Origin of the sequence: Streptomyces sp. NPDC059582 (genome assembly GCF_042735715.1) — a bacterium.
In the GTDB taxonomy this organism is placed as follows: domain Bacteria; phylum Actinomycetota; class Actinomycetes; order Streptomycetales; family Streptomycetaceae; genus Streptomyces.
The window spans coordinates 116,847-139,524 of record NZ_JBHWCC010000001.1; the positions used below are offsets into that span (position 1 = coordinate 116,847).

Annotated in this window: 19 protein-coding genes and 1 pseudogene; 12 read left to right on the forward strand and 8 right to left on the reverse strand. The window is 72.3% G+C overall.

What is annotated here, in order from left to right; translation table 11 throughout:
- Nucleotides 1-130 precede the first annotated feature (130 nt).
- On the reverse strand, nt 131-1,633 hold the full coding sequence (locus ACFV0T_RS00560) for an FUSC family protein (RefSeq protein ID WP_385772846.1): 1,503 nt from the start codon (nt 1,631-1,633) through the stop codon (nt 131-133).
- A gap of 320 nt (nt 1,634-1,953) precedes the next feature.
- Between ACFV0T_RS00560 and ACFV0T_RS00565 the strand changes: the two genes are divergently transcribed.
- The 4 genes and pseudogenes from ACFV0T_RS00565 to ACFV0T_RS00580 form a co-directional block, all read left to right on the forward strand.
- On the forward strand, nt 1,954-2,433 hold the full coding sequence (locus ACFV0T_RS00565; RefSeq protein ID WP_385772848.1) for an Lrp/AsnC family transcriptional regulator: 480 nt from the start codon (nt 1,954-1,956) through the stop codon (nt 2,431-2,433).
- 9 nt (nt 2,434-2,442) lie between these two features.
- Nucleotides 2,443-3,144: an HAD family hydrolase gene (locus tag ACFV0T_RS00570; protein WP_385772850.1), complete on the forward strand. Its 702-nt coding sequence runs from the start codon at nt 2,443-2,445 to the stop codon at nt 3,142-3,144.
- A 252-nt stretch (nt 3,145-3,396) separates the two neighbouring features.
- The gene (locus tag ACFV0T_RS00575; RefSeq protein WP_385772852.1) at nt 3,397-3,564 is read left to right on the forward strand and encodes a hypothetical protein; all 168 of its coding nucleotides are present in this window, start codon (nt 3,397-3,399) and stop codon (nt 3,562-3,564) included.
- Between the two features lie 71 nt (nt 3,565-3,635).
- A pseudogene (locus tag ACFV0T_RS00580) lies at nt 3,636-3,939 on the forward strand (glycosylase); the annotation flags it as partial.
- 133 nt (nt 3,940-4,072) lie between these two features.
- Here the strand turns inward: ACFV0T_RS00580 and ACFV0T_RS00585 are convergent.
- Nucleotides 4,073-4,882, reverse strand: coding sequence for a LysR family transcriptional regulator substrate-binding protein (locus ACFV0T_RS00585; RefSeq protein WP_385772854.1), 810 nt, complete (start codon nt 4,880-4,882; stop codon nt 4,073-4,075).
- Nucleotides 4,883-4,940: 58 nt separating this feature from the next.
- On the opposite strand from ACFV0T_RS00585, the gene ACFV0T_RS00590 reads away from it, so the two are divergent.
- Both ACFV0T_RS00590 and ACFV0T_RS00595 read left to right on the forward strand, forming a co-directional pair.
- Nucleotides 4,941-5,345 (forward strand): DUF5997 family protein, encoded by a 405-nt coding sequence (locus ACFV0T_RS00590; RefSeq protein ID WP_385772856.1) that lies wholly within the window; start codon nt 4,941-4,943, stop codon nt 5,343-5,345.
- Between the two features lie 570 nt (nt 5,346-5,915).
- The gene (locus ACFV0T_RS00595; RefSeq protein ID WP_385772858.1) at nt 5,916-7,664 is read left to right on the forward strand and encodes a SpoIIE family protein phosphatase; all 1,749 of its coding nucleotides are present in this window, start codon (nt 5,916-5,918) and stop codon (nt 7,662-7,664) included.
- Between the two features lie 619 nt (nt 7,665-8,283).
- Here the strand turns inward: ACFV0T_RS00595 and ACFV0T_RS00600 are convergent.
- A complete protein-coding gene (locus ACFV0T_RS00600; RefSeq protein WP_385772860.1) occupies nt 8,284-8,712 on the reverse strand; it encodes a YjbQ family protein in 429 nt (142 codons plus the stop codon).
- Nucleotides 8,713-8,816: 104 nt separating this feature from the next.
- Between ACFV0T_RS00600 and ACFV0T_RS00605 the strand changes: the two genes are divergently transcribed.
- A complete protein-coding gene (locus ACFV0T_RS00605; protein ID WP_385772862.1) occupies nt 8,817-9,893 on the forward strand; it encodes an NAD(P)-binding domain-containing protein in 1,077 nt (358 codons plus the stop codon).
- A 12-nt stretch (nt 9,894-9,905) separates the two neighbouring features.
- Here ACFV0T_RS00605 and mltG read toward each other — a convergent pair whose 3' ends face one another.
- Together mltG and ACFV0T_RS00615 are read right to left on the reverse strand one after the other, a co-directional pair.
- Nucleotides 9,906-10,751 (reverse strand): endolytic transglycosylase MltG, encoded by an 846-nt coding sequence (mltG, locus tag ACFV0T_RS00610; RefSeq protein WP_385772864.1) that lies wholly within the window; start codon nt 10,749-10,751, stop codon nt 9,906-9,908.
- A 43-nt stretch (nt 10,752-10,794) separates the two neighbouring features.
- Nucleotides 10,795-12,603, reverse strand: a complete 1,809-nt coding sequence (locus ACFV0T_RS00615; protein WP_385772866.1) for an ABC transporter ATP-binding protein — start codon at nt 12,601-12,603, stop codon at nt 10,795-10,797.
- Between the two features lie 93 nt (nt 12,604-12,696).
- Between ACFV0T_RS00615 and ACFV0T_RS00620 the strand changes: the two genes are divergently transcribed.
- Entirely contained in the window at nt 12,697-13,152 is a 456-nt protein-coding gene (locus tag ACFV0T_RS00620; RefSeq protein ID WP_385772868.1) for a MarR family winged helix-turn-helix transcriptional regulator, read from the forward strand.
- 200 nt (nt 13,153-13,352) lie between these two features.
- On the opposite strand, the gene ACFV0T_RS00625 is transcribed toward ACFV0T_RS00620, so the two are convergent.
- On the reverse strand, nt 13,353-15,050 hold the full coding sequence (locus tag ACFV0T_RS00625) for a peptide-N4-asparagine amidase (RefSeq protein WP_385772870.1): 1,698 nt from the start codon (nt 15,048-15,050) through the stop codon (nt 13,353-13,355).
- Between the two features lie 234 nt (nt 15,051-15,284).
- Entirely contained in the window at nt 15,285-16,043 is a 759-nt protein-coding gene (locus ACFV0T_RS00630; RefSeq protein ID WP_385772872.1) for a L,D-transpeptidase family protein, read from the reverse strand.
- A 289-nt stretch (nt 16,044-16,332) separates the two neighbouring features.
- On the opposite strand from ACFV0T_RS00630, the gene ACFV0T_RS00635 reads away from it, so the two are divergent.
- The 4 genes from ACFV0T_RS00635 (at nt 16,333) to ACFV0T_RS00650 (ending at nt 21,767) form a co-directional block, all read left to right on the forward strand.
- Entirely contained in the window at nt 16,333-18,381 is a 2,049-nt protein-coding gene (locus ACFV0T_RS00635) for an ABC transporter transmembrane domain-containing protein (RefSeq protein ID WP_385772873.1), read from the forward strand.
- Nucleotides 18,378-20,159 (forward strand): ABC transporter ATP-binding protein, encoded by a 1,782-nt coding sequence (locus ACFV0T_RS00640; RefSeq protein ID WP_385772874.1) that lies wholly within the window; start codon nt 18,378-18,380, stop codon nt 20,157-20,159. The genes ACFV0T_RS00635 and ACFV0T_RS00640 overlap by 4 nt, the downstream gene beginning before the upstream one ends.
- A gap of 807 nt (nt 20,160-20,966) precedes the next feature.
- Nucleotides 20,967-21,437, forward strand: coding sequence for a DUF5709 domain-containing protein (locus ACFV0T_RS00645; protein WP_385772876.1), 471 nt, complete (start codon nt 20,967-20,969; stop codon nt 21,435-21,437).
- Nucleotides 21,438-21,488: 51 nt separating this feature from the next.
- Nucleotides 21,489-21,767, forward strand: a complete 279-nt coding sequence (locus tag ACFV0T_RS00650; RefSeq protein WP_385772878.1) for a type B 50S ribosomal protein L31 — start codon at nt 21,489-21,491, stop codon at nt 21,765-21,767.
- A gap of 56 nt (nt 21,768-21,823) precedes the next feature.
- On the opposite strand, the gene ACFV0T_RS00655 is transcribed toward ACFV0T_RS00650, so the two are convergent.
- Nucleotides 21,824-22,618: a metal-dependent hydrolase gene (locus tag ACFV0T_RS00655; protein ID WP_385772880.1), complete on the reverse strand. Its 795-nt coding sequence runs from the start codon at nt 22,616-22,618 to the stop codon at nt 21,824-21,826.
- Between the last annotated feature and the right edge of the window lie 60 nt (nt 22,619-22,678).

Consider the following 22,678-nt stretch of genomic DNA (forward strand, 5'->3'; position numbering starts at 1 on the left):
CCCCTGGCCCCCTGCGCACCTGGACCAGACCACCTGAGCGGCAGCGCCGCGGCAGCCCGCACGCAGCCGCGCTCCGGTTGCAGGGCGGCCCACAACCGCAGCCGAAGCCACAGCCGCCCAAGGCGATCGCTCAGGCGCCGACCAGTGGTGATCCCGACGGGGTGCGCAACGGGGTGGCGAGCTCGGCGAGGGCGCGTTCCAGGCCGTGGAGGTGGGCCAGCGCGGGTTCCGCCGCGGGTGGGTGGGCGGCGGTGAAGAGGTGCTCCGCGTCGTCCGCCCCGCGCTGCGTGAGTGCTTCCACCGCGGCCTCCACCCGCCAGCACGCGGCGGCCAGGCGGGCGTCGTGGGAGGCCTCCGGGTCGGCGGCGACGGTGACCAGGCCGCGCGTCTCGCGGGCGCAGTCGTCGAGCAGGGCGAGCACCTGGCGGGCGCGACGCTTGCGGCCGACCATCGGGTTCAGCGGGTGCATGAGCGGGGCGACCGAGAGCCGGACCCGGCCGAGCAGCTGCTCCAGTTCGGCGACCCGCCGCGCCGGGTCCGCGTGGTCGGCGCCGGAGAGGCGGGCGGCGGCCTCCGCGGTGCAGGCGTGGACGCAGCGCAGCGCGCGCTGGATCCAGGCGTCGGTGACGGCGTGGGTGGTCACGGGCAGGACGAACAGCACCGCGAGGACCGCGCCGAGCGCCCCGACGGCGGTCTCCGTGAGCCGTAGCGCGAGCAGGCCGGGGGTGAGCACGCCGAGGGTGCCGTAGAGCAGTTCGGCGAGGAGCGTCACCGAGAGCATCATCCAGGTGTAGGAGACGGCGGCCGCGTAGAAGATGCCGAAGACACAGACGGCGAGGAGCACGGCGGTCGGCACGGCGGCCCCGTTCACCGGGACGGCGACGAGCAGGCCCAGGCCGATGCCGATCACCGTGCCGAGGACGCGTCGGAAGCCGCGTACCAGCGTCTCGCCGCGTGAGGCGGTGTTGACGAAGATCCACCAGGTGGCGCCGACGGCCCAGTACCAGCGCTGCCCGGACACCAGTTGCCCTATGACCAGCGCGAAGCCCGCGCCGGCGGTCGCCTGGATCGCCTGGCGCGTGGTCACGCGGGCCAGTCCGGTGCCGCCGGGCGGGGCCGGCACGGCGGCCGGGGGCAGCCGGCTCTCGTAGCGCCAGAGTCCGAAACGCACCGCCGCGGCGGTGAGGACGGACAGGGCGACGGCGGCGTACAGCTGGGGCAGTTGTCCGGTGGTCGCGTGCAGGAACTGCGCGATGAAGAAGGTCATGAACGCGAACACGCCCAAGCTGTGCCCGCGCGGTCCCCACCGGCGGGCGTACACGCCCGCGCCGACCACGGCGAGGAAGGTCAGGTCGCGGGCCACGGGGTGGTCGTGCAGCAGCGCCGCCGCGGCGAGGACGGGCAGGCCGACGGCGGGCAGCAGCGCGGTGGTGACCGCCTGGCCGCGAACCGTGGCGTCGCTGACGGTGAAGAGGGCGAGGAGAGCGGCGAGCCCGCCGGTGACGGTGCCCGCGAGGGACTGCCCGGCCAGGGCGCAGCCGACGACCGCGAGCCCGATGCCGACCACCGCCCTCGCGGCGAAGCGCAGCCGCACCCGCCCCGGGTCCGGAGCCACGAACACCCTCTTCAGCACTGTTTTCCGCCCCCTCGGACACCGGCATGAAAAAGGCGCCGCGGGATCCGCAGCGCCATCGACGGGTCCATCAGAGCACCTCAGCCGCCAGTGGCTCAAGTGACCTCCGATCCACTGCGCCATTGGCCCAGTCCGGGTCGGCACCGCAGCTCCCCGGCAGAGCCAACGGACCACGTCGACCGGCCCACCCGATCTGCGGCTTCCTGAGCCATTGGTACAGTCGATGATGATCACAAAACGGTGATCCCGAAACAGGCGATCCCGAAACAGGCGATCCCTGGACAGATGATCACAGGACGGCGAAGGGCAGGGCGGGCGCGATGGCCGTGGACGAGCTCGACACCCGCATATTGGGGCTGCTGCTCGATCAGCCGCGTACCAGCGTGCGCGAGTACGCCCGCATCCTCGGCATCGCCCGCGGCACCCTCCAGGCCCGCCTCGACCGGCTGGAACGCGACGGCGTGATCACCGGCACGGCCCCGGCGCTCTCCCCCGCCGCACTGGGCCACCCGGTGCTGGCCTTCGTGCACATCGAGGTCACCCAGGGCCACCTGGACGACGTGGGCGCGGCCCTGGCGGCCGTACCGGAGATCGTGGAGGCCTTCTCGATCACGGGCGGCGGAGACCTGCTCACCCGGGTGGTGGCGCGCGACAACGCCCACCTGGAGGATGTGATCCAGAAGCTGATCAGCCTGCCGGGCGTGGTGCGCACCCGCACCGAGGTCGCGCTGCGCGAGCGGGTGCCGCACCGGCTGCTGCCGCTGGTGGAGTCGATCGGCCGCACGGCCGCCGGGAGGTAGCGCCCCAGCATGAGCGAACTCGACGCCATCGCCGTGATCTTCGACCTCGACGGCACACTCGTGGACAGCGAACCGAACTACTACGAGGCGGGCCGGCAGACCCTGGCCGAACACGGCGTCCGGGACTTCACCTGGGCGGACCACGAGCGGTACGTCGGCATCAGCACGCTGGACACGGTCATCCACTGGAGGGAGCTGTACGGCCTGTCGACTCCGGCCGACGAACTCCTCGCCGCCACGAACCTCCGCTATCTCGCACTCGCCCGCGCCTCCACTCCCGCCTACCCGCAGATGCGCGCGTTCGTCGAGCTGCTCGCCGCCGAAAGCGTCCCGCTGGCCGTGGCCTCGGGCTCCTCGCCCGAGGCGATCGAGGCGATCCTGGTCGGCACGGGGCTGGACGCGTTCCTGCGCACGGTGGTGTCGGCCGACGAGGTCGCGCACGGCAAGCCCGCTCCGGACGTCTTCCTCGAGGCGGCCCGCCGCCTGGGCGCGGCCCCGGCCGACTGCGTGGTCCTGGAGGACGCGGCGCCCGGTGCCGCCGCCGCGCATGCCGCCGGGATGCGCTGCATCGCCGTGCCGTACCTCGCCGCCCAGGCCGACGACCCGGGGTTCGCCGCGGCGGATCTCGTCCTGCCGGGCGGACAGCGGGAGTTCACGGCCCGGGCGGCGTACGACTGGCTGGTGCGGTCGGCGGGATCCCGCCCCCGCTGAGCTGGTCGGCCCCGTTGACGCTCATCCCCCGTCCCAATCGTCTGGGCGGACACACGAACAGCGTTCAAGAACCGAACACCCTTGGATTCGCGGGGGAGCACACATGACTCCGGCCCTCCCGCGGCGAACTCTTCTCCAGAGCGCCGCACTCGCCGCCGCAGTATCAGGTGGCGCCGCCACCCCGGCCGGCCGCGCGACGGCGGCCCCACTCTCCGAGCCCCCCGGGCACTGCGCCCCTTCGCCCCCGGTGACGTGCGACTCGGCCCGGGAATCCCCTCCACCGAAAGGGAGTTGATGCTCGACCACGCGCGCGGCTACGACGTGAACCGCCTGCTCCAGGTCTTCCGCGCCAACGCCGGCGCGACCACGCTGGGCGCGGTCGCGCCGGGCCGCTGGGCGGTTGGGCGGCTAGGCGGCTAGGCGGCTAGGCGGCTAGGCGGCTAGGCGGCTAGGCGGCTAGGCGGCTAAGCGGAGCACCGACGCCGAGACGACCGGGAGAGCAGGGCAGCAGGCTCTCCGCGCGGGGCCGTACGGTGAGCCTTCGAGTTGCGGCTGCGGGTGCCGTCCTGGGCGACGGCCGGATCCCGGGTGACGGTCAACGGCCTTGCGGTCGACGGCACTCCGACGCCCGGTAGCTGTTTCACGGAGTCCCGGACCTGGCGCGACGGCGACACCGTGCGGGTGTCCATGCCCTTCCGGCTGCGGGTCGAGGAGACCCCGGACGACCCGTCCGCGCAGACCCTGTTCCACGGTCCGGTCAACCTCGTCGCCCGTGACGCGGCCACAGACCGGCTCGGCGCGGACTCCCTCGTACAAGCCCTGACGCACCGGGCCCCGGGCCGTGACACGAGTCCTGGTGCCGGGGCTAGGGACTTCGGCGCCGAGGCTACGGACTTCGGTGCCGGGGCTACGGACTTCGGCGCCGGGGCTACGAGCGGCGGCGCGGGCGTCCGCGCTTGGCGCCGCCGCTGCCGCTGCCGCCGGCCTTCGAGCCGCCCGAGCGGCCGCCGCGCGCGGTGCCGCCGGTCTTCTTCCCGGTGCCGCCGGCCGATTTGCCCGGCGTCGGCTTGCGCCGCGCGCCGCCGCCCGTCTCGCCGCGCTCGCGCTTCGGCTCCTGCGCGGACTGACCGCGACCCCGGGTGCTGTTGACCGTCCGGCCGCGGACGATGCCGATGAAGTCCTCGACGAGATCGGTGGTGGCCTCCTCCGGCCAGGACAGGACGACGCTCGACTGGGGCGCGTCGGCGACCGGCCGATAGGTGAGATCCCGGCGGTGGTGCAGGCGGGCCAGCGACTGGGGCACGACCAGGACGCCCACGCCCGCCGCCACCAGCTCGACGGCGTCCTCCGTGGTCGCGGGGCGCTCGAAGGCGGGCTGTCCCGGCGGCCGCTCCCAGCCGAGCACGTCGTCGAGGGGGTGGAAGACGACCTCGTCCGCGAGGTCCTCCAGGGTCACCTCTTCCGCCGCCGTGAGGAGGTGGTCCTTGGGGACGACGACCACCGTCGCCTCGGTGTAGAGGGGGATCGCGCTGAACACCGTACGGTCGACCGGGAGGCGTACGACGCCCGCGTCGGCGTCGCCGCCGCGCAACACATCGGATGCCTCGGCGGCGGATACCTGGAGGAGGGCCAGGGGGATGTCGGGCAGACGCTCGTTCCAGATCCGCACCCACTTGGTGGGTGTCACCCCAGGGACGTACGCGAGCCGGAACGATGGGGATACTTCCGAGTCTGTCACCCCGCCAGGCTACCGGCTGTGGTCGGATGTCTCGTCCCGGGCCGATAGTCTGGACAGTATGAAGTCGCACCAGACCACCCAGACGATGAAGGCCGCCACGGCGGCGAAGAAGCTGGGTGTGTACCTCCCCGCCACGCCCGCCGCGTTCCAGGAGGGTGTCGTCACGCGCGCGGAGCTTAACGAGCTCCAGACGAACCCGCCCGAGTGGCTCCAGGAGCTGCGGCGCACCGGCCCGCACCCCCGTCCGGTGGTCGCGGCGAAGCTGGGCGTATCCATCGCGGGCCTGGCGCGCGCCGGGGTCACGGAGGCCCTCACCACCGAGCAGATCGAGGCGCTCAAGGACAGCGGGCCGGAGTGGCTGGAGAAGGAGCGCTCCACCCAGGCCGAGGTCCGCAAGGAGGCGGCCCGCCTCAAGAAGCGGGACGCCGAGCGCGCCGAGCAGGACCAGGGCCCGCGTTACTGATCCGCACGCCGCGACGTCCCCGGGCGCCGCACCCCGCGTGCCGCCCGCCTTGCCGTGCGGGGCAGTTGAGGGTGCGGTCGCGGTGCGACACCATGCCCCCCTCGCGGGTCGAAGGCGAACTGGTCTCCCTCCCGGGGCAGTTCGATGCGCCGACGGCGACGGCGACGGCCCAACGGCTCGACGGCTCGACGGCTCGACGGTCCGGTCGGTGAAACAGGAGCCCCTCCGGTCGCCCGGGGGCGGAACCGGGGCCGCCGCCCCTGCATTCCCGTGCATTCCTCTGCATGGACGCCCACTCGCACGGATGGGCGCGATCCGCAAGCGGACGCTCATGATCCACCTCCCCCCGAGCGCGAAATAACGACTGTGAAATAATTCGATATGCCCACACATGGGTTTTTTTCACGGTCGTTCGTGATCATTCGTGATCGATCAAGGGAATGACACGGCGGACCGCGGCACCCCCTGAACGGGACGGGACGCGTGACGGAGCACCGCACTTCTCATCACAGCTCCGCCAGGAACGGCCGGCGGTCCGGCGGCCAGCCGGGCGGGGCGGGGGAGCGTGCCGTGGCGGAACACCCTCTGGGCCCACCGTCGGCCTGCGACGGACCCCAGGCCGACCGGCTTCGGTATCTGGACGTGGCGACCCGCCGGATCGCCGGCCGGATGGATCTGGACGAGACCCTCCGGGAGCTGCGCCGGGCCGCCGTTCCCGCGTTCGCGGACGTCATTCTGATCCACCTGCACGACCCGTTGCCGGTCGGGGACGAGAAGACCCCGGCCCCCGTCGTCCTGAAGCTGCACAGTGTCGAGCGGACGTCGCGACCGCCGAGCGCGGACCGCTCCCCGGGCCCCCTGCCGGACCTCCCCCGGCGCTCGGACCTGGCCGAGCGGGTGCAGCTCGTCGGCTCCGGCCGACTCGCGCGGCTGTTGCTGTCCGGGCGGCCGGCGTTCGGCGACACCCCGGGGATCGCGACCGCGGTGACCGAGCTGCTCGGACCCGTGGCCGGCGCGCCGGAAGCCCTGCCACCCGGCCGCAGACTGATCATCGCTCCGCTGCACGGCCGCCCCCACCTGATGGGCGCCGTCGTGCTGCTGCGCGGCGGCGACCGGCCCGCGTTCACCGGCGACGACCTGCTCGTCTCCTCCCAGCTCGCCACGCACACCGCGCTCGGCATCCAGAAGGCGGTGATGTACGGACACGAGGCCTCCGTCGCGGACACGCTCCAGCACACCATGCTGCCCTCGTCACTGCCCGAACCCACCGGTGTCCGGCTGGCCAGCCGATACCTGCCCGCCTCGAAGACCGCCCAGGTCGGCGGCGACTGGTACGACGCGATCCCGTTGCCCGGCAGCCGGGTCGCGCTGGTCGTCGGCGACGTCATGGGCCACTCCATGACGTCCGCCGCGATCATGGGCCAGCTGCGCACCATCGTGCAGACCCTGGCCGGGCTCGACCTCTCTCCCGACGAGGTCCTGCACCACCTCGACGAACAGGCCCAGCGCCTCGGCAGCGACCACATCGCGACCTGCCTCTACGCGATCTACGACCCCATCTCGCAGCGGCTGCTCATGGCGAACGCGGGCCACCCGCCCGCTCTGCTCGTCCAGCCGGACGGCCGCGTGGAGGTGCTGCGGGTGCCGCCCGGCCCCCCGATCGGTGTCGGTGGGGTCGGCTTCGAGTCGGTGGAGATGCCCGCGCCCGCGGGCGCGACGCTGCTCCAGTACACCGACGGCCTGGTCGAGTCGCGTGAGACGGACGTGGGCTCGGGCGTCGAGGCCCTGCGCGTCCATCTCCAGGCCCCGCCGCAGGCCCGGGGCCCCGGACGCGCCGCCCCCGCTCTGGAGACGCTGTGCGACCAGGTGCTGGGCACCCTGGGTCCGCGCGCCCGGGACGACGACATCGCGCTGCTCGCCACCCGGTTCGAGGGCTTTCCCGAGGACAGCTTCAGGCACTGGTTCCTGGACGCCCTCCCGCGGACCGTCGGACACGCCCGCGGGCTGACCCGCGGGACCCTGCGCCACTGGAAACTGGAGGCGCTGCTCGATCCGACGGAACTCATGGTCAGCGAGGTCGTGACGAACGCCGTGCGCTTCGCCTCCCGGCCCGTCGCCCTGCGGATGCTGCGCACGGACGTCCTGCGCTGCGAGGTCACCGACGACTCCGCCCAGGTGCCCAGGATGCAGCACGCCGCACTCGGCGACGAAGGCGGCCGCGGCCTGTTCCTGGTCAGCAGACTCGCCTACCGCTGGGGGGCGTCGATGCTGAGCACGGGCAAGGTCGTCTGGTTCGAGCAGCAGATTCCGAAGAGCTGACCAGGGCGTGCGGGACCGACCGGACGCACCTTCCGAACACGCCGGCCATAGCGCACATACCGGATATATCGAACGCGCGGCCCAGGACCGGCAGGAAGTCACCTGTCGACACCCCCGCCCCAGCGAGCGGGCCCCGCCGCGGGCGGCGCGCACTCGTCCTGGGCGGTCCGTATGTCGTCCGCATGGAGAAGAAGAACGGCGAGCGGGTCGTGACCGGCACCTCGGGCAGGTACTTCACCGAGCTGCGCACGCCTACGACCTGACGGCCTCGGAGGACGCGGTGACGGTCGGCACCTGCCTGCCCGACACCGAGATCGGCGCCGAATCGACCCCCGAGCTCTGCCAGTTCGCCGCCGACGGCTCGCCCGACGCCCCGGGCACCCGCGAGGGCCGGGGCTCCTGCGACCGGGCGAGCAGGCGTCCGCCGCCACGGTGGCGGGCAGCCAGGTGGTGCGGCTGGACTCGACGACCGGCATCACGAACGTGGTGACCCACACCCGGCCGACGGGCCAGGGAGGCGGGCCGCCAGTGCGGTGACCTCGCACGGAGGCACGCGTCAGCGGGGCGTGGCTCGTGCGACGGTGTGGCCGCGGGCCGACCCGTGCGCCCGTACCCCGCGTCACGACCCCCCGAGGAAGCTCAACCGCACCTGACGGTCGGGGTTGTCCCGGTTCGTGTCGACCAGGCACACAGACTGCCATGTCCCCAGTTCCAGCCTTCCGCCCAGCACCGGCAGCGTCGCGTGGGGCGGGACGAACGCCGGGAGCACGTGGTCGCGTCCGTGGCCGGGGCTGCCGTGGCGGTGCTGCCAGCGGTCGTCGGCGGGCAGGAGGGTGTGAAGCGCGGCGAGAAGGTCGTCGTCGCTGCCCGCGCCCGTCTCGATGACCGCGACGCCCGCGGTGGCGTGCGGGACGAAGATGTTCAGGAGGCCGTCACGGCCGGCGGCCGCCTCGCGCAGGAACTCCTCGCAGTCACGGGTGAGGTCGACGACCCGCTCCACGGGACCGGAGGCGACGTGCAGGACTCGGGTGGTGAAGGCGTCAGGCATGTCCCTATCCTCACCCACGGGATCGTGAGCGAGGTCACTGCCGTATTCCGCGGGGACACGCCGCGACCGGGAAGACCCCCGTCGGCACCCCTGTTGCCAGAAGCGTGAACAACACACGCGAGGTCGAGGTCGTCGTCACCGGCGCCGGGCAGGCAGGTCTGTCCAGCGCCTATCACCTGCGGCGCACCGGTTTCGTCCCGGAGCGCGACTTCGTGGTCCTCGACCACTCCCCCGGCCCGGGCGGTGCCTGGCAGTTCCGATGGCCCTCACTGACGTACGGCAAGGTGCACGGGATGCACGCGCTGCCCGGCATGGAGCTGACGGACGCCGATCCCGCGCGGTCCTCCGCCGAGGTGATCACCGAGTATTTCGACCGTTACGAGCGCGCCTTCGACCTGCGGGTGCGGCGCCCTGTCGACGTGCGGGCCGTCCGCGAGGGCAGCGGCGGCAGACTGCTCGTCGAGACGACCGACGGCGTGTGGTCCACGCGGGCGCTGATCAACGCGACCGGCACCTGGGACCGGCCGTTCTGGCCGCGCTACCCCGGCCAGGAGACCTTCCTCGGACGGCAGTTGCACACCGCCCAGTACCCCGGGCCCGAGGAGTTCGCCGGGCGGCGCGTGGTCGTGGTGGGCGGCGGGGCGTCCGGCACCCAGCACCTCTTGGAGATCGCCCCGTACGCGGCGGCCACCACCTGGGTGACCCGGCGGCCGCCCGTCTTCCGCGAGGGCCCCTTCGACGAGAACCTGGGCCGGGCCGCGGTCGCACTCGTGGAGGAGCGGGTGCGGCGGGGGCTGCCGCCGAAGAGCGTCGTCTCCGTCACCGGCCTGCCGCTCAACGACGCGATCAGGCGGGGGCTGGCGGACGGCGTCCTGGACCGGCTCGCGATGTTCGACCGGATCACCCCGGACGGCGTGGAGTGGAACGACGGGCGGCACGTGAGCGCCGACGTCATCCTGTGGGCGACCGGCTTCCGGCCCGCCGTCGAGCATCTGACCCCGCTGCGGCTGCGCGAACCGGGCGGCGGGATCCGTATCGACGGGACGCGTGCGGTCGCCGACCCCCGCGTCCACCTCGTCGGCTACGGGCCCTCGGCGAGCACGATCGGCGCCAACCGCGCCGGACGGGCGGCGGTGCGGGACATCAGACGTCTGCTCGCCGGGGAGCCGGTGGCCGCCTGACGTCCCGCCCGCTCACTTCGTCGGCTGCGGGCTCGCGCTCCTCTGCCGGGCGTTGAACTCGGAGACGTTGCGCAGGTGCTGCTGGTAGTCGGCCGTGAACCGGGTGTCGCCCGGCTTCACGGTGACGAAGTACAGCCAGTCGCCCGCGGTCGGGTTGATCGCCGCCTTCATCGCCTCCTCGCCGGGGTTGTCGATCGGCGTGGGCGGCAGGCCCATGCGCTGGTAGGAGTTGTAGGGGCTCTCGATCCGGGTGTCGTCCGTCGTCGTGTGCAGGGTGGTGCGGTTGAGCGCGTAGTTGAGGGTGGAGTCCATCTGGAGCGGCATCCCGCGCTCCAGCCGGTTGAAGACGACCCGGGCCACCTTGCCCATGTCGGACTTCGTGGCGGCCTCGGCCTGAACGATGCTCGCGATCGTGACCGCCTGGTAGACGTTCATCGCGTTGTGCTGCGCGCCGGACGCGATCGGCGCCTTGTTGAACTTCCGGTTCGCGGTGTCGACCATGGCCGACAGCAGTGACCGGGGCGTAGCCCCCTCGGCCACCGGGTACGTCGCCGGGAACAGGTAGCCCTCGGGGTTGCTCTCGGCGTCGTTCGGCAGTTTGAGGGCGGCCTTCGCGAGCGACTGTCTGGTGGTGCCGGCGGGCAGTTTGAGCGCCTTGTCGACGGCGTCGTAGACCTGTCCGGCCCGCCAGCCCTCCGGGATCACCAGCGAGCCGGGCTTGGCGGGCTCGCCCTTGCCCAGGCCCAGCAGCGGTACGGCCACGGCGGTGCCGGCCGCGACGGCCCCGGCCGCGATGAGGGCGAGACGGCCCCGGCGCGTCAGTCGATTCGTTTTCCGTGGCGGAAAGTTCATCTGCATGCGGGCACGGTAACCCGCATAACGTCACAAACCCGGCATATCTTCAGCTTGTCGGTTCCAGTTGGGCATCCCGGCGTACGAGCGCCGCGTACCGCCCGTCCCGCTCCAACAGCTCCCCGTGCGTACCCCGTTCCACCACGCGCCCGGAGTCCAGGACCACGATCTGGTCGGCACCCCGAATGGTGGACAGCCGGTGCGCGATGGTGAGCGTCGTACGGTTGGCGGACAGGGCGTCGATGGCGTCCTGGACCGCGCGTTCGGTGCGGGTGTCCAAGGCGCTGGTCGCCTCGTCGAGGATCAGCACCGGAGGGTCGCGCAGGATGGTGCGGGCGATCGCCAGACGCTGTTTCTCACCGCCCGAGAAGCGGTGGCCACGCTCGCCGACGACCGTGTCGTAGCCGTCGGGCAGGGACGCGATGTGGTCGTGGATCTGGGCCGCCCGGGCCGCCGTGCGCAGTTCCTCGTCGGTGGCGTCGGGCTTCGCGAAGCGCAGGTTCTCGGCGACCGAGGCGTGGAAGAGGTACGTCTCCTGCGAGACGACGCCGACCGCGCGGGCGAGGGTGTCGAAGTCGAGGTCACGGACGTCGACGCCGTCGAGGGTGACGCGGCCGCCCGTGACGTCGTAGAGGCGGGGCACCAGATAGCCGAGCGTGGACTTGCCCGCGCCGGTGGCGCCGACGAGCGCGAGGCCGCTGCCCGCGGGGACGGTGATGTCGATGCCGTCGAGGACCGGGCCGCCCTTGCCGTCGTAGCCGAAGGTGACGTCCTCGAAGCGGACCTCGCCCTTGACCTGGTCGAGATGGACCGGTTCCGCGCGCTCGGTGATGTCGATGGGCAGGTCGAGGTACTCGAAGATGCGCTGGAAGAGCGCGAGGGAGGTCTGGATCTGGACGCCCGTCGCCAGCAGGCTCACGGCCGGGCGGAACAGCCCCTGCTGGAGCGAGACGAAGGCGACGATGGTGCCGATCGACACTCCGGGACCACCCGTCCGCAGGGCGAGGCCCGCGGTCCAATAGATGACGGCCGGCATGGCGGCCATGACGATCGTGATCACGGCCATGCGCCAGCGGCCCGCCATGCTCGACCGCACTTCGAGGTCGACCAGTTGCTCGGACTCCTCGGCGAAGGACCGGGTGAGCGAGTCGGAACGGCCCATGGTGCGGCCGAGCAGGATGCCGCTGACGGAGAGCGACTCGGTGACGGTCGCCGCCATCGCGGCCATCTGCTTCTGACGCTGGGTGGTGATCCGCTTGCGTTCGTTGCCCACCCGGCGGCTGATCCACACGAAGACCGGCAGCAGGAGCAGCGAGACGACGGTCAGCCGCCAGTCGAGGACGATCATCGCGGCGATGGTGGCGACCACGCTGGTGAGGTTGGAGACCAGGGAGGTCGCGGTGGACGTGACGGTGGCCTGCATGCCGCCGATGTCGTTGGCGATGCGGGACTGCACCTCGCCCGTGCGGGTGCGGGTGAAGAAGGCGAGCGACATGCGCTGCAGGCGGCCGTAGACGGCGGTGCGCAGGTCGTGCATCACGCGCTGGCCGACGGTCGTGGAGATCAGGGTCTGCAGGACGCCGAAGACGCTGGTGAGGACGGCACTGAGGATCATGCCGAGGGCGAGGAGGCTCAGCAGGCCGGTGCGGCCCTGCGGGATGGCGACGTCCAGCGTCTCCTTCAGCAGGAACGGGGTGGCCACGGTGACCAGGGACGCGGCGCCGACCAGCAGGCCGACGACCGCCAACCGGGCACGGTAGGGCTTGAACAGGGTGAGGATGCGGCGCACCTGCCGGGGCTGGTCCTGGTCGGTCGAGGTGCCGGGCGAGGGGGTCCAGTCGATGTGGTCGCGGGGCATGGCTCCTACGGAGGGTGAGACGGTGAGGATTCATGGAGCATAGATCATTGTTACCTATACTCACAATGAACGTGGTCCTGATATTGTTCCCGTATGACCACCCCTGATCCCGACGGCCTGCTCGCCGAGCAACTGCTGCGGCTCACGCGCCGGGTGCACCGCATCCAGAAGCGCCACCTGGAGCGGTGCGGGCTGGGCGTGACGCCGGCCCAGGCCCGGCTGCTGCGTACCCTGGCGCACTGCGACGCCCCGCCCCGCATGGCCGACCTCGCCGAACGCCTGGAAGTGGTGCCCCGGGCCGTGACGACCCTGATCGACGGCCTGGAGGCGAGTGGCAAGGTGCGACGGGTCCCCGACCCGACCAACCGCCGGGTGATCCGCATCGAGCTCACGGACGACGGCCACCAGGCCCTGCGTCAGCTGCGCGGTGCGCGCGTGTCCGCCGCTCAGGAGATCCTGGCCCCACTGACGGGTGAACAGCGCGAGGTGCTCGGGGGACTGCTGGACACGCTGGTGGACGGTGCGACGGAGTGGCGACGGGGCTGCTGAAAGGCGACTACCCCGCCGGACGTGAGAACGGGCCGCGGCCGTCCCACCGGACATGAGAGCGGGCCGCGGCCGTCCCGCCGAATGCATGGCGGGGCGGCCGCGACCCGATTCGTCGCGACGCGATGCCGTTGCGGTGTGGCGGTGTGCCGGTGTGCCGCCCCACCCCGCGCGCGCCGCACACGCACCGCACGCGACTGGCCTCAGCAGCGGTCCCGTTCCTCCGTGAGCACCCCCTGAACAGTCGTCAGTGAACGGTCGTAACAGCCGTTCGAGCCGTGGACCCGGTAGCGCTCGCCCGTCGCGGCGACCGCGTGCCGCTGGTCGCGCGGCACGTTGACGGTGAACGTGGCGTCGCCCGTGTAGGTGTCGTCGAGCCGCGACCACCCCGTACGCCTGCCCCCACGCGTTTCCACGACCGCGGCACGGTCGCCGAGGGTCAACACGGTACGCAGCCGGTCGTCCGCGCCGACGGTGGTCGTCCCGTCCATCGTGTACGTCCGATGAGTGCGCGTCGTACGGGCCGGTCCGCGTCCGTCGACGGTCACCGATGCGTCGTCCGTCCAGGTGGCGGCCAGGCTGTCGGTGCTCTCGCCGTCGGTCCAGCGGTGCGCGGAGTCGTTCGCCAGCGAACGGACGACCGTGGTCGTCACCCGGCCGTGCGAGGTGTCGACGTAACCGGCGACGGTGAGCCTGTGCGCACCCTGGGTGTCCACACGGTGCTCCGAACCGGGCCTGTACGTCGAGGCGTTGGCGAGGTCGCCGGACTCGTGCACGGTGAGTCCGCCGGTGACGTGGGCGCGCCGCGCGTCCTGCCAGACGAGCACGTTCACGGGCGTGCTCCAGCCGGCCTGTCCCTCGGGCACACCGACGACCGACACCTCGACGCGGTGCGGGCGGCCGTCGTCGAGAATCCCGGCGAAGGGGGTCAGGTCGTACTCGATCGGCTTGATGTCGAAGGCGCGCGGCCCCGGGACCACGTACCAGAGGAAGGGATTGGACCAACCGCCGGTCCACACGGTCGGGAAGGGCGTGGCGATACCGGCGAGCCGGCCGTCGACCTTGATCTGGACCTCACGGTAGGGGCCCTGGTCCGCCGTGCAGGAGTACGGCGCCCCGTCCGGCACCGTCAGGTACCAGTACTCCTCGCAGCCGCCGCCCGAGCCGGTGGCGTACACCTCGGCGACGATGCGCTCGCTGTTGCGCGGAGTGGTGAGGGTGGCGCCGCCGGCGAGGGTGAGCACACGGTCGGGGGTCGGCGCCCGGTCGAGGGGCGGCGCGTGGCCGGGGGTCGACACTCGGTCGGGGGTCGTGGCCCGTCCGCCGTCGGCGGAGGCGTAGAAGGTGAGCGTGACCTTGACGTCGATGACGCCCGTGTACGTGTCGTCGACGACGTTGCCGATGAGCATCTCGACGTCCTGGGCGCGGCGGAACGTGTCGCTGTAGCGCGTGACGTCCTTCTCCACCGACCACTCGATGCCGTCGGGCGACGGTTCCGGTGTCGAGGTACGGAAGATCTCCACACCACCGACGTGCAGATAGCCGAGCCGGTCGAACTGCCGTCCCTTGACCTTGCCGTCGAGCCGCAGCACGACCTTGCCCCAGCGGTCACCGCAGCCACCCGGGGGCGCGTAGCCACCTTCGTACGGCGTGAAGTCACGGAACTGCGCCTCGGCGAGGGTGACTCGGCAGGACTTTCCGTGAGGTCTGCGCACGGGCGGACCTGCGGTGAGCGGGTCGTGCCAGTCGGTGCCGAACTCGGCGGGGACGTCCGCGGCTCGGGAGGGAGCAGCGGCGGATCGAGAGGCGGCTGCCGCGGCCTGCGCCGGCCCCGCCCCGACGAGGGCACCCAGCAGGAGGGACACTCCTGTGAGCATGAACATGGTAATCCGGCTTCTCATGGCCGGTGTTCTACGGGGAGTCGGCCGCCTCCGCAATGAGGCCTCGGCCGCGCACACCGGGCCGCGCGCGTACTAGTGCCGTGGCAGGCGACGTCTGCCCGTGCAGGAGCGTCCGGTGCGCGCTCCCGGCGTGCCGGCCGGAAGTCCTCGTACTGGGCGTACTCGGGCTTTCGGCCGGTGCGGCGGGAGTGCGTGCCGGACGTCGCGACGGGGTGAACGTCGCCTGTTGCGGCACTAGGCGTTCAGGTCCGCCCTGTCTCCCATCACCACCACAGGATGCCGGTCCGGGTCGAGCGTGCGCAGCAGGTACTCCATCGCCGACTTGGACAGGCTGACGCAGGCCGACGTACCGCTGCCGTGGTCCATGTGCAACCAGATGCCGCCCCCCTTCTCCTCACCCTCGGGCCGGGTCGGATCGTTCGGCGAGGTGCCCTTGACCCGGTTGTAGTCGATGGCGATGACGTAGTCGAAGTCGTGCCAGTGCGATCGGGCCCACCAGCGCGGGGCCGCGAAGCCGGCGGACCTCGTGTAGGGCAGCCCGGACCCGGGGTCCGCGAGCACACCGCCTGCGTCGGTGAGCGTGAACACTCCGACGGGGCTGCGCCCGTCCCCCTCGTGGTGGTCGGTGGTCCAACCCTTCTTGCCGTTGTGCGCGGGCCAGCTGCGGGTACGGTCCCAGCTGGAGCCGCGCTTGCTGTAGAGCACGACGGTGGAGTCCGCGGAGTCCCTGCCGTCCCCGTAGACCGCCACGACCTGACGGGAGTCGGCGGGGATCCGCCGCTGAAGGCGCGCGCCGACGTCCGGGACGCGGGTGGGATCCGCGTCGCCCGGACGGCTCGGATCCGTGGCGCTCGGGCGGGCACGGCCCGCCTCGGCGGTGGACCTCGCCCCGCCGCCGCTTCCCCCACTGGGACCGTCGCACCCGGACAGCGCCACGACGGCCGCCAGCGCCATCAGTACCGTCGGTGCCCACGCTGCGCCAACTCTCTGCATCACCCCATCTTCACATCGCTTTCCGGACGTTTATGCAGGGTTACTGACATTCCATCCATGCCGGGCAGATCGGCTCGCACGCCGTCCGCGGCCGGATCCATGAGGGACTCCGGAAAACCGGTTGATTTTGACCACGCTCCGACGCGAACCTTTCACGGTTTGTTGCCGCACCCCGCGGTTCCTTCGATGTTTGTTGCCGCACCCCGCGGTTCCTTCGATGTTTGTTGCCGCACCCCGCGGTTCCTTCGATCCGCCTCCCCACTCACCTGATACGAGCCACTGGGACGTCATGCAGATTCAAGACCTTCCGTATCCCGATCCTGGCGTGCCGGACACACGTTCGGGGCCCCGGTTCCTGTGGTGGCTCGGCCGCAACCAGCTGGGTGGTCAGTTCCGGGCGCTGGCCTGGGGACTGCTGCACTTCACGGCCGTCTCCGCCCAGCCGTTCTGCGTCGGCTACGCCGTTCAAGCCGTCGTCGACCGCTCCGGCACCCGGCTCGCCCTCGCCGGCGGCCTGATGGCCCTGTCCTGCGTGGCCATCGCCGTCGGCGACACGTTCCTCCACCGGGCCGCGGTCACCAACTGGATCACGGCGGCCGCGCGGGTACAGCAACTGCTGGCCCGCAAGGCGGCCCAGTTGGGCTCCGGCCTGACCCGGCGGGTCGCCGCCGGCGAGGTGGTGGCCGTCTCCACCGGCGACGTCGAGAAGATCGGCTGGTTCGTGGAGTCCGTCTCCCGCTTCACGGCGGCCGCGGTCACCGTGGTGCTGGTCTGCGTGGGCCTGGTGGTCTACCAGCCCGCGCTCGGTCTGGTCGTCGCCGTCGGACTGCCCGTGCTGGCGCTCGCCGTACTGCCGCTGCTGCCTCGGGCGACCCGGCGGGCCGACTTCCAGCGCGAGAAGGCCGGACGCGCCACCGAACTGGCCTCCGACACCGTCGCCGGTCTGCGCGTACTGCGCGGCATCGGCGGCGAGGACCTGTTCCTCGACCGCTACCGCCGCGCCTCCCAGGAGGTACGCCACGCCGCAGTGCGCAGCGCCCGGATGTGGTCCCTGATCTCGGCGATCCAGGTACTGCTGCCGGGCCTGCTGCTGATCGCGGTCGTCTGCTACGGCGTCCACCTGGCCCGCCAGGGCCGGATCACCGTCGGTGAACTCGTGGCGGTCTACAGCTCGGTCATGGTCCTCACCTACCCTCTCCGGCACTTCGAGGAGATCGCCATGGCGTACTCCTTCTCACGGCCCTCGGCCCGGCGCGCCTCCGGCGTGTTGGCGCTGGAACGGGCCACCGACACCGGGGGCTCGCGCGCGGCCGACGTGCCCGCCGGAGATCTGTACGACCCGGACACCGGTCTGCTCGCACCGGCCGGCCGGCTCACCGCGGTGGTCTGCGGGGACCCGGACGCGGCCGGACGGCTGGCGGAACGGCTCGGCGGGCACCCGGCCGAGGCCGGCACCTCCGTGCTGCTGGACGGGGTCCCGCTGGACGAACTGCCCCTCGACACCGCGCGGACGGCCGTCCTCGTCCAGGACAAGGACCCGGTCCTGCTGTCGGGCTCGCTGCGCGAACTGCTCGACGTCCCCGCCTCCGGTGACGTCGATCCGCGGGAGGCGCTGGCGGCCGCGCAGTGCGGGGACGTCCTGGAGGCGCTGGTGCAGGGCTCGCTCGACGCCGAGGACCCGCTGGACGCCCGCATCACCGAACGCGGACGTTCCTTGTCGGGCGGCCAGCGCCAGCGTCTCGCGCTGGCCCGGTCGCTGATCACGGACCCCGGGGTCCTCGTCCTGGACGAACCGACCTCCGCCGTGGACTCGCACACCGAGGCACGGATCGCGGAGGGCCTGCGCCGGTTGCGGGTGGGCCGCACAACGGTCGTGTTCACCTCCTCACCGCTGCTCCTGGACCGCGCCGACCGGGTCGTCCTCGTCCACGAGGGGGAGGTTCTGGCGGTCGGCGTGCACCGGGAACTGGTGCACACGGAACCGCGGTACCGAGCGGTGGTCACACGGGAGACGGACGACGAGTTGCCCTTCGGCGACGGACCACGGACCGTGGCGGACGTCATGTCGACCGCGTCGGCCGTGTCGCCCACATCAGCGGTCGCAGCCGGATCGCCGGGACCAGTCGGATCGGTGGGACCAGTCGGATCGGTGGGACCAGTCGGATCGGTGGGACCGGCGGGATCGGCGGGATCGGCGGGACCGGTCGGAACAGCGGGATCGGTCGGAACAGCGGAGTCAGCCGAATCAGCGAAATCAGCTGGACCGGGCGGATCCGCCGAATCAGATGACGACGGCGCCTTCCACGGTGCCCTGGAAGAGATCGAGGAGACCGCATGATCGGCGTGGCGCCACCGGCCTACGACCCGGCGGCCCCGACGACGGCGAACACCCTGCCCGTCGGTGCCCCCGCGACCGTACGCGCCTACGTGGCCGAACTGTTCCGTCGGCACCGCCGTGCCTCCTTGCTGCTCATCGCGGTCAACACGGTCGCCGTGGTCACCTCGATGGTGGGTCCCTGGCTGCTGGGCGGTCTGGTCGAGCGCGTCTCGGACCACACACGGGAGCTTCATCTGGGGCGCACCGCCGCCCTGTTCGTGATCGCCCTGCTCGTCCAGACCGTGTTCGTGCGCGAGGTGCGGCTGCGGGGCGCGATGCTCGGCGAGCGGATGCTGGCCGACCTGCGCGAGGACTTCCTCGTACGATCGGTGGGGCTGCCGCCGGGCGTCCTGGAACGGGCGGGCACGGGCGACCTGCTCTCCCGGATCACCACGGACATCGACCGGCTGGGCAACGCCATGCGCGAGGCCGTGCCGCAGCTCGCCATCGGCGTGATGTGGACGGTGCTGCTGCTCGGCGGGCTCGTCGTCACCGCGCCGCCCCTGGCGCCGGCCGTGCTGGTCGCCGCACCGGTGCTGGTGATCGGCTGCCGCTGGTACTTCAAACGGGCACCTTCGGGCTACCGCTCCGAAGCCGCCGGGTACGCCGCCGTCGCCGCCGCGCTCACCGAGAGCGTGGACGCCGGGCGCACCATCGAGGCACACCGGCTCGGGGCCCGTCGCGTCGGGCAGTCGGAGCTCCGGATCAAGGAGTGGACGGCCTGGGAGCGCTACACGCTCTGGCTGCGGTCGGTGCTCTTCCCGGTCATCAACGTCACGCATGTGACCGTGCTCGCCTCCGTCCTGATGATCGGCGGGGTGTTCGTGCTGAAGGGCTGGATCGATGTCGGCCAGCTGACCACGGGAGCGTTGATCGCCCAGATGCTGGTCGATCCGGTGAACCTGATCCTTCGCTGGTACGACGAGCTCCAGGTGGCCCAGGTGTCGCTGGCCCGGCTGGTCGGGGTCCGGGACATCGAGTCCGCCGAGGGGGACGAGTCGGTGTCCCCCGACGGCCGCGACGTCCACGCCGACGGGGTGCACTTCGGCTACCGGGCGGGCGTCGACGTGCTGCGCGAGGTGTCTCTGGCGGTCGCGCCCGGCACCCGGATGGCGCTGGTCGGCCCCTCGGGCGCGGGCAAGTCCACCCTGGGCAGGCTGCTCGCCGGTATCTACGCACCCCGGGAGGGCCGCGTCGCCCTCGGGGGCGCCGAGCTGTCCCGGATGCCCGCCGAGCGGGTCCGCTCGCACGTGGCCCTCGTCAACCAGGAGCACCACGTGTTCGTGGGTTCCCTGCGCGACAACCTCCTGCTCGCCCGTACCCACGCGGTCGACGCCGAGCTGTGGGCGGCACTGGGCGCGGTGGACGCGGACGGCTGGGCGCGCGCGCTCGACGACGGCCTGGACACCGAGGTCGGCTCGGGCGGTCTCGCGCTCACCCCGGCCCAGGCCCAGCAGATCGCGCTGGCCCGGCTGGTACTGGCCGACCCGCACACCCTGGTCCTCGACGAGGCGACCTCGCTGCTCGACCCGCGGGCCGCACGCCACCTGGAGCGCTCCCTGGCCCGCGTCCTCGACGGCCGCACGGTGATCGCCATCGCCCACCGCCTGCACACGGCCCACGACGCCGACGTCATCGCCGTCGTGGAGAGCGGGCGCATCAGCGAGCTGGGCAGCCACGACGAGCTGGTGGCGGCGGACGGCGCGTACGCGGCTCTGTGGCGCTCCTGGCACGGCTGACGGGGCCGCAGGCGCGGGGTGCGACCGCGTGCCGGGCGGCCGGCCGGGCCCCGTCACGGGGACGGGGCGAAGGCCTCTGCTGGACGCCCGACCGCGGCCACAGTGGGGTACGGGGAGCCTGGGACCGCAGAAGCGGGGGAGATCGTCGGGACGGCCCGCGGAACGTGACGGCGAGCCGCGCCCGGCCGCCTTCCAGCAACCCGCCTCAGATTCCGACCGGCCGCGCGGCCGACCAGGTGCAGGGGCCGGGCCGTGGCGACCGTACGGGCCCGACGCCGGCCGGTGGCTGTGCGGACGCGGCGTCCACCGGTGAGAGCTGTGCGGATCCGTCGTAAGTCGGTGGGGGCTGTGCGGATCCGTCGTGAGTCGGTGCGGGCTGCGCGGATCCGCCGTGAGTCGGTGCGGGCTGCGCGGATCCGCCGTGAGTCGTCGACGGCCGTACGGAGCCGACCCCGCCGGGAGCAGCAGCCCGTCCCCGGGAGGGCCGCCCGGCCGGGGGCGGCCGGGACCCCTGTCGTGGGTGCCGTGGAGGTGGTGTGAGCCGTGGCCGGTCCCGGCGGAAGGGCCGGCGGGAGGGCCGGTGAGAAGGCTGGTGGGAAGGCCGCTGGGAAGGCCGCTGGGAAGGCTCTCCTCAGCGTCTGCCGTTGCGCGGTCCCGAACGCAGGTGGAACGCTGGAAAGCGGCACAGGTTCGGGAAGCGCCCGGTAATCTGCCGGTGCGTGCCGCGTGCAGCCTGCGCCCCGTGCGGCGGCGGCCGGTGGTCGACCGTGGTGCGGGCGGGCCGGTTCCCACCACCTGGAGGTACCCGTGAACAGCGTCGACGGATGGGGAGACGACGTCTACCAGCCCGACGGATCCGACGTCCAGGCCGACACGGGACTCCTCGACGTGGAAGACACCCTGGAGAACGACGGCGTCGGTGATCCCCTGGACCGGGGCTGGTCCCCTCCGGACCGGCCGTGGGCGGTGGAACGCGCCGACGTCACGGCCGCGGAGCGGCATCGGGGCGAGACCCTGGAGCAGCGTCTGGCGGAGGAGGTGCCGGATCTCGGCGTTCCCGACGGCGACGGCATCGGTGACTGTACGGGCAGCGACGGGGAGGCCCTGGACAACGAGGTCGGCGACCTCCGCTCCGGGCGGCTCGTGGCCCCGGACGAGGGTGCGCACGAGGACGAGGAGAGCGCGCTGATCGCCACGGACGTGGGCATCGACGGTGCGGCCGCGTCCGCCGAGGAGGCCGCGATGCACATCGTCGACGAGGACACCCTGTCCGGCTGAGCCGACCGACCTCGGCCCGTCGGACTCACCACCCCCGCACGAGGAGCAGTCATGCAGCAGGACAAGCAGCCCGACTACCACCCCGTCGTCTTCCGCGACCGTGCCGCCGGATACGCCTTCCTCACCCGATCCACCGCGATCAGCGACCAGACCGTCGAGTGGGACGACGGCGAGACCTACCCGGTCGTCGACGTGGAGATCTCCTCGGAAAGCCATCCGTTCTACACGGGCAAGGCCCGCACGGTGGACTCCGAAGGCCGCATCGCCCAGTTCGAGCGCCGTTACGGCGGTGCGGGCGGGCCGGGAACCGGTGGTAGCGGAGCGGCCTGAGCCGCCACCGCCACCGCGGCCGACGCCGAATGCCCGCGAGGGCCCGACCGCGCTCCTCAGATGAAGTTGAGCGCCGCCGCGCAGCCCACTCCGCCGAGCAGCATGAACGCCGGCATCAGCACCTTGAGCTCGACCCAGCTGCCGGCCCGGAACCGCATCGCCTTGGGCGGCCCGAGGGCGTACCAGCGCTTGCGGCCCAACGGGATCGGCCACAGGATCGGGCAGCCGGAGATGGTCAGCGCGTCCCCGATGTCGTGCACCAGGGCTCCGAGCACGATCGGCAGCCCCAGCCACAGGTACTCCTGGCCGGGCGCCGTGAACAGCCAGTCCGAGCCGTTGCCCGGCTTGTCCAGCACACCGGCGAGGATCCACGAGGTGGTCGCGGCCAGCAGCCACACCAGCACGTCGCTGCTGGAGCCGCGGGCCGCCCGCCACAGCAGACCCTCGATGGCCAGCACCATGTGCACGAAGAGGATCGCCAGCACCGCCCAGCGGCCGCCGCTGATCGCCAGCGCCGATGTGCCGGCGCCGATCAGGACCGCCCACAGCCAGGTGTGGGTGAGCGTGCGGTGTCCGCCGGAGCGGCGCGGGTCGCCCTGCTTCCTCGTGGCCTTGTAGACGGCGTAGGAGAGCTTGTCGACGATCTCGCAGATCCAGCGCGAGACCGGTCCGAACGCCCGCGAGATGGTGGCGGCCTTGTGGTCGAGGTCCGGGGCGAGCGCGGCGCCTGCGCAGATCAGCGCGCCACACAGCAGGACCGGCCAGGGCATCGGATGCCCCGCCGCTGCGGTCGCCGCCCCGACGCCGAGCCAGGCGGCGGCCCCCGACAGTGAGTGTGCTGGTCCCATCATGGCCGTTGTCCGCCCCATTCCTCGTATACCGCTGTCCAGTTGACCGGGTGCGTTGACGCT

Coding starts and splice junctions, on each gene's coding strand:
- ACFV0T_RS00565 (WP_385772848.1), top strand. CDS start 1,954: ATGGCCGTGGACGAGCTCGACACCCGCATATTGGGGCTGCTGCTCGAT.
- ACFV0T_RS00570 (WP_385772850.1), top strand. CDS start 2,443: ATGAGCGAACTCGACGCCATCGCCGTGATCTTCGACCTCGACGGCACA.
- ACFV0T_RS00590 (WP_385772856.1), top strand. CDS start 4,941: ATGAAGTCGCACCAGACCACCCAGACGATGAAGGCCGCCACGGCGGCG.
- ACFV0T_RS00600 (WP_385772860.1), bottom strand. CDS start 8,712: ATGCCTGACGCCTTCACCACCCGAGTCCTGCACGTCGCCTCCGGTCCC.
- mltG (WP_385772864.1), bottom strand. CDS start 10,751: ATGCAGATGAACTTTCCGCCACGGAAAACGAATCGACTGACGCGCCGG.
- ACFV0T_RS00615 (WP_385772866.1), bottom strand. CDS start 12,603: ATGCCCCGCGACCACATCGACTGGACCCCCTCGCCCGGCACCTCGACC.
- ACFV0T_RS00620 (WP_385772868.1), top strand. CDS start 12,697: ATGACCACCCCTGATCCCGACGGCCTGCTCGCCGAGCAACTGCTGCGG.
- ACFV0T_RS00625 (WP_385772870.1), bottom strand. CDS start 15,050: ATGAGAAGCCGGATTACCATGTTCATGCTCACAGGAGTGTCCCTCCTG.
- ACFV0T_RS00630 (WP_385772872.1), bottom strand. CDS start 16,043: ATGCAGAGAGTTGGCGCAGCGTGGGCACCGACGGTACTGATGGCGCTG.
- ACFV0T_RS00635 (WP_385772873.1), top strand. CDS start 16,333: ATGCAGATTCAAGACCTTCCGTATCCCGATCCTGGCGTGCCGGACACA.
- ACFV0T_RS00640 (WP_385772874.1), top strand. CDS start 18,378: ATGATCGGCGTGGCGCCACCGGCCTACGACCCGGCGGCCCCGACGACG.
- ACFV0T_RS00650 (WP_385772878.1), top strand. CDS start 21,489: ATGCAGCAGGACAAGCAGCCCGACTACCACCCCGTCGTCTTCCGCGAC.
- ACFV0T_RS00655 (WP_385772880.1), bottom strand. CDS start 22,618: ATGATGGGACCAGCACACTCACTGTCGGGGGCCGCCGCCTGGCTCGGC.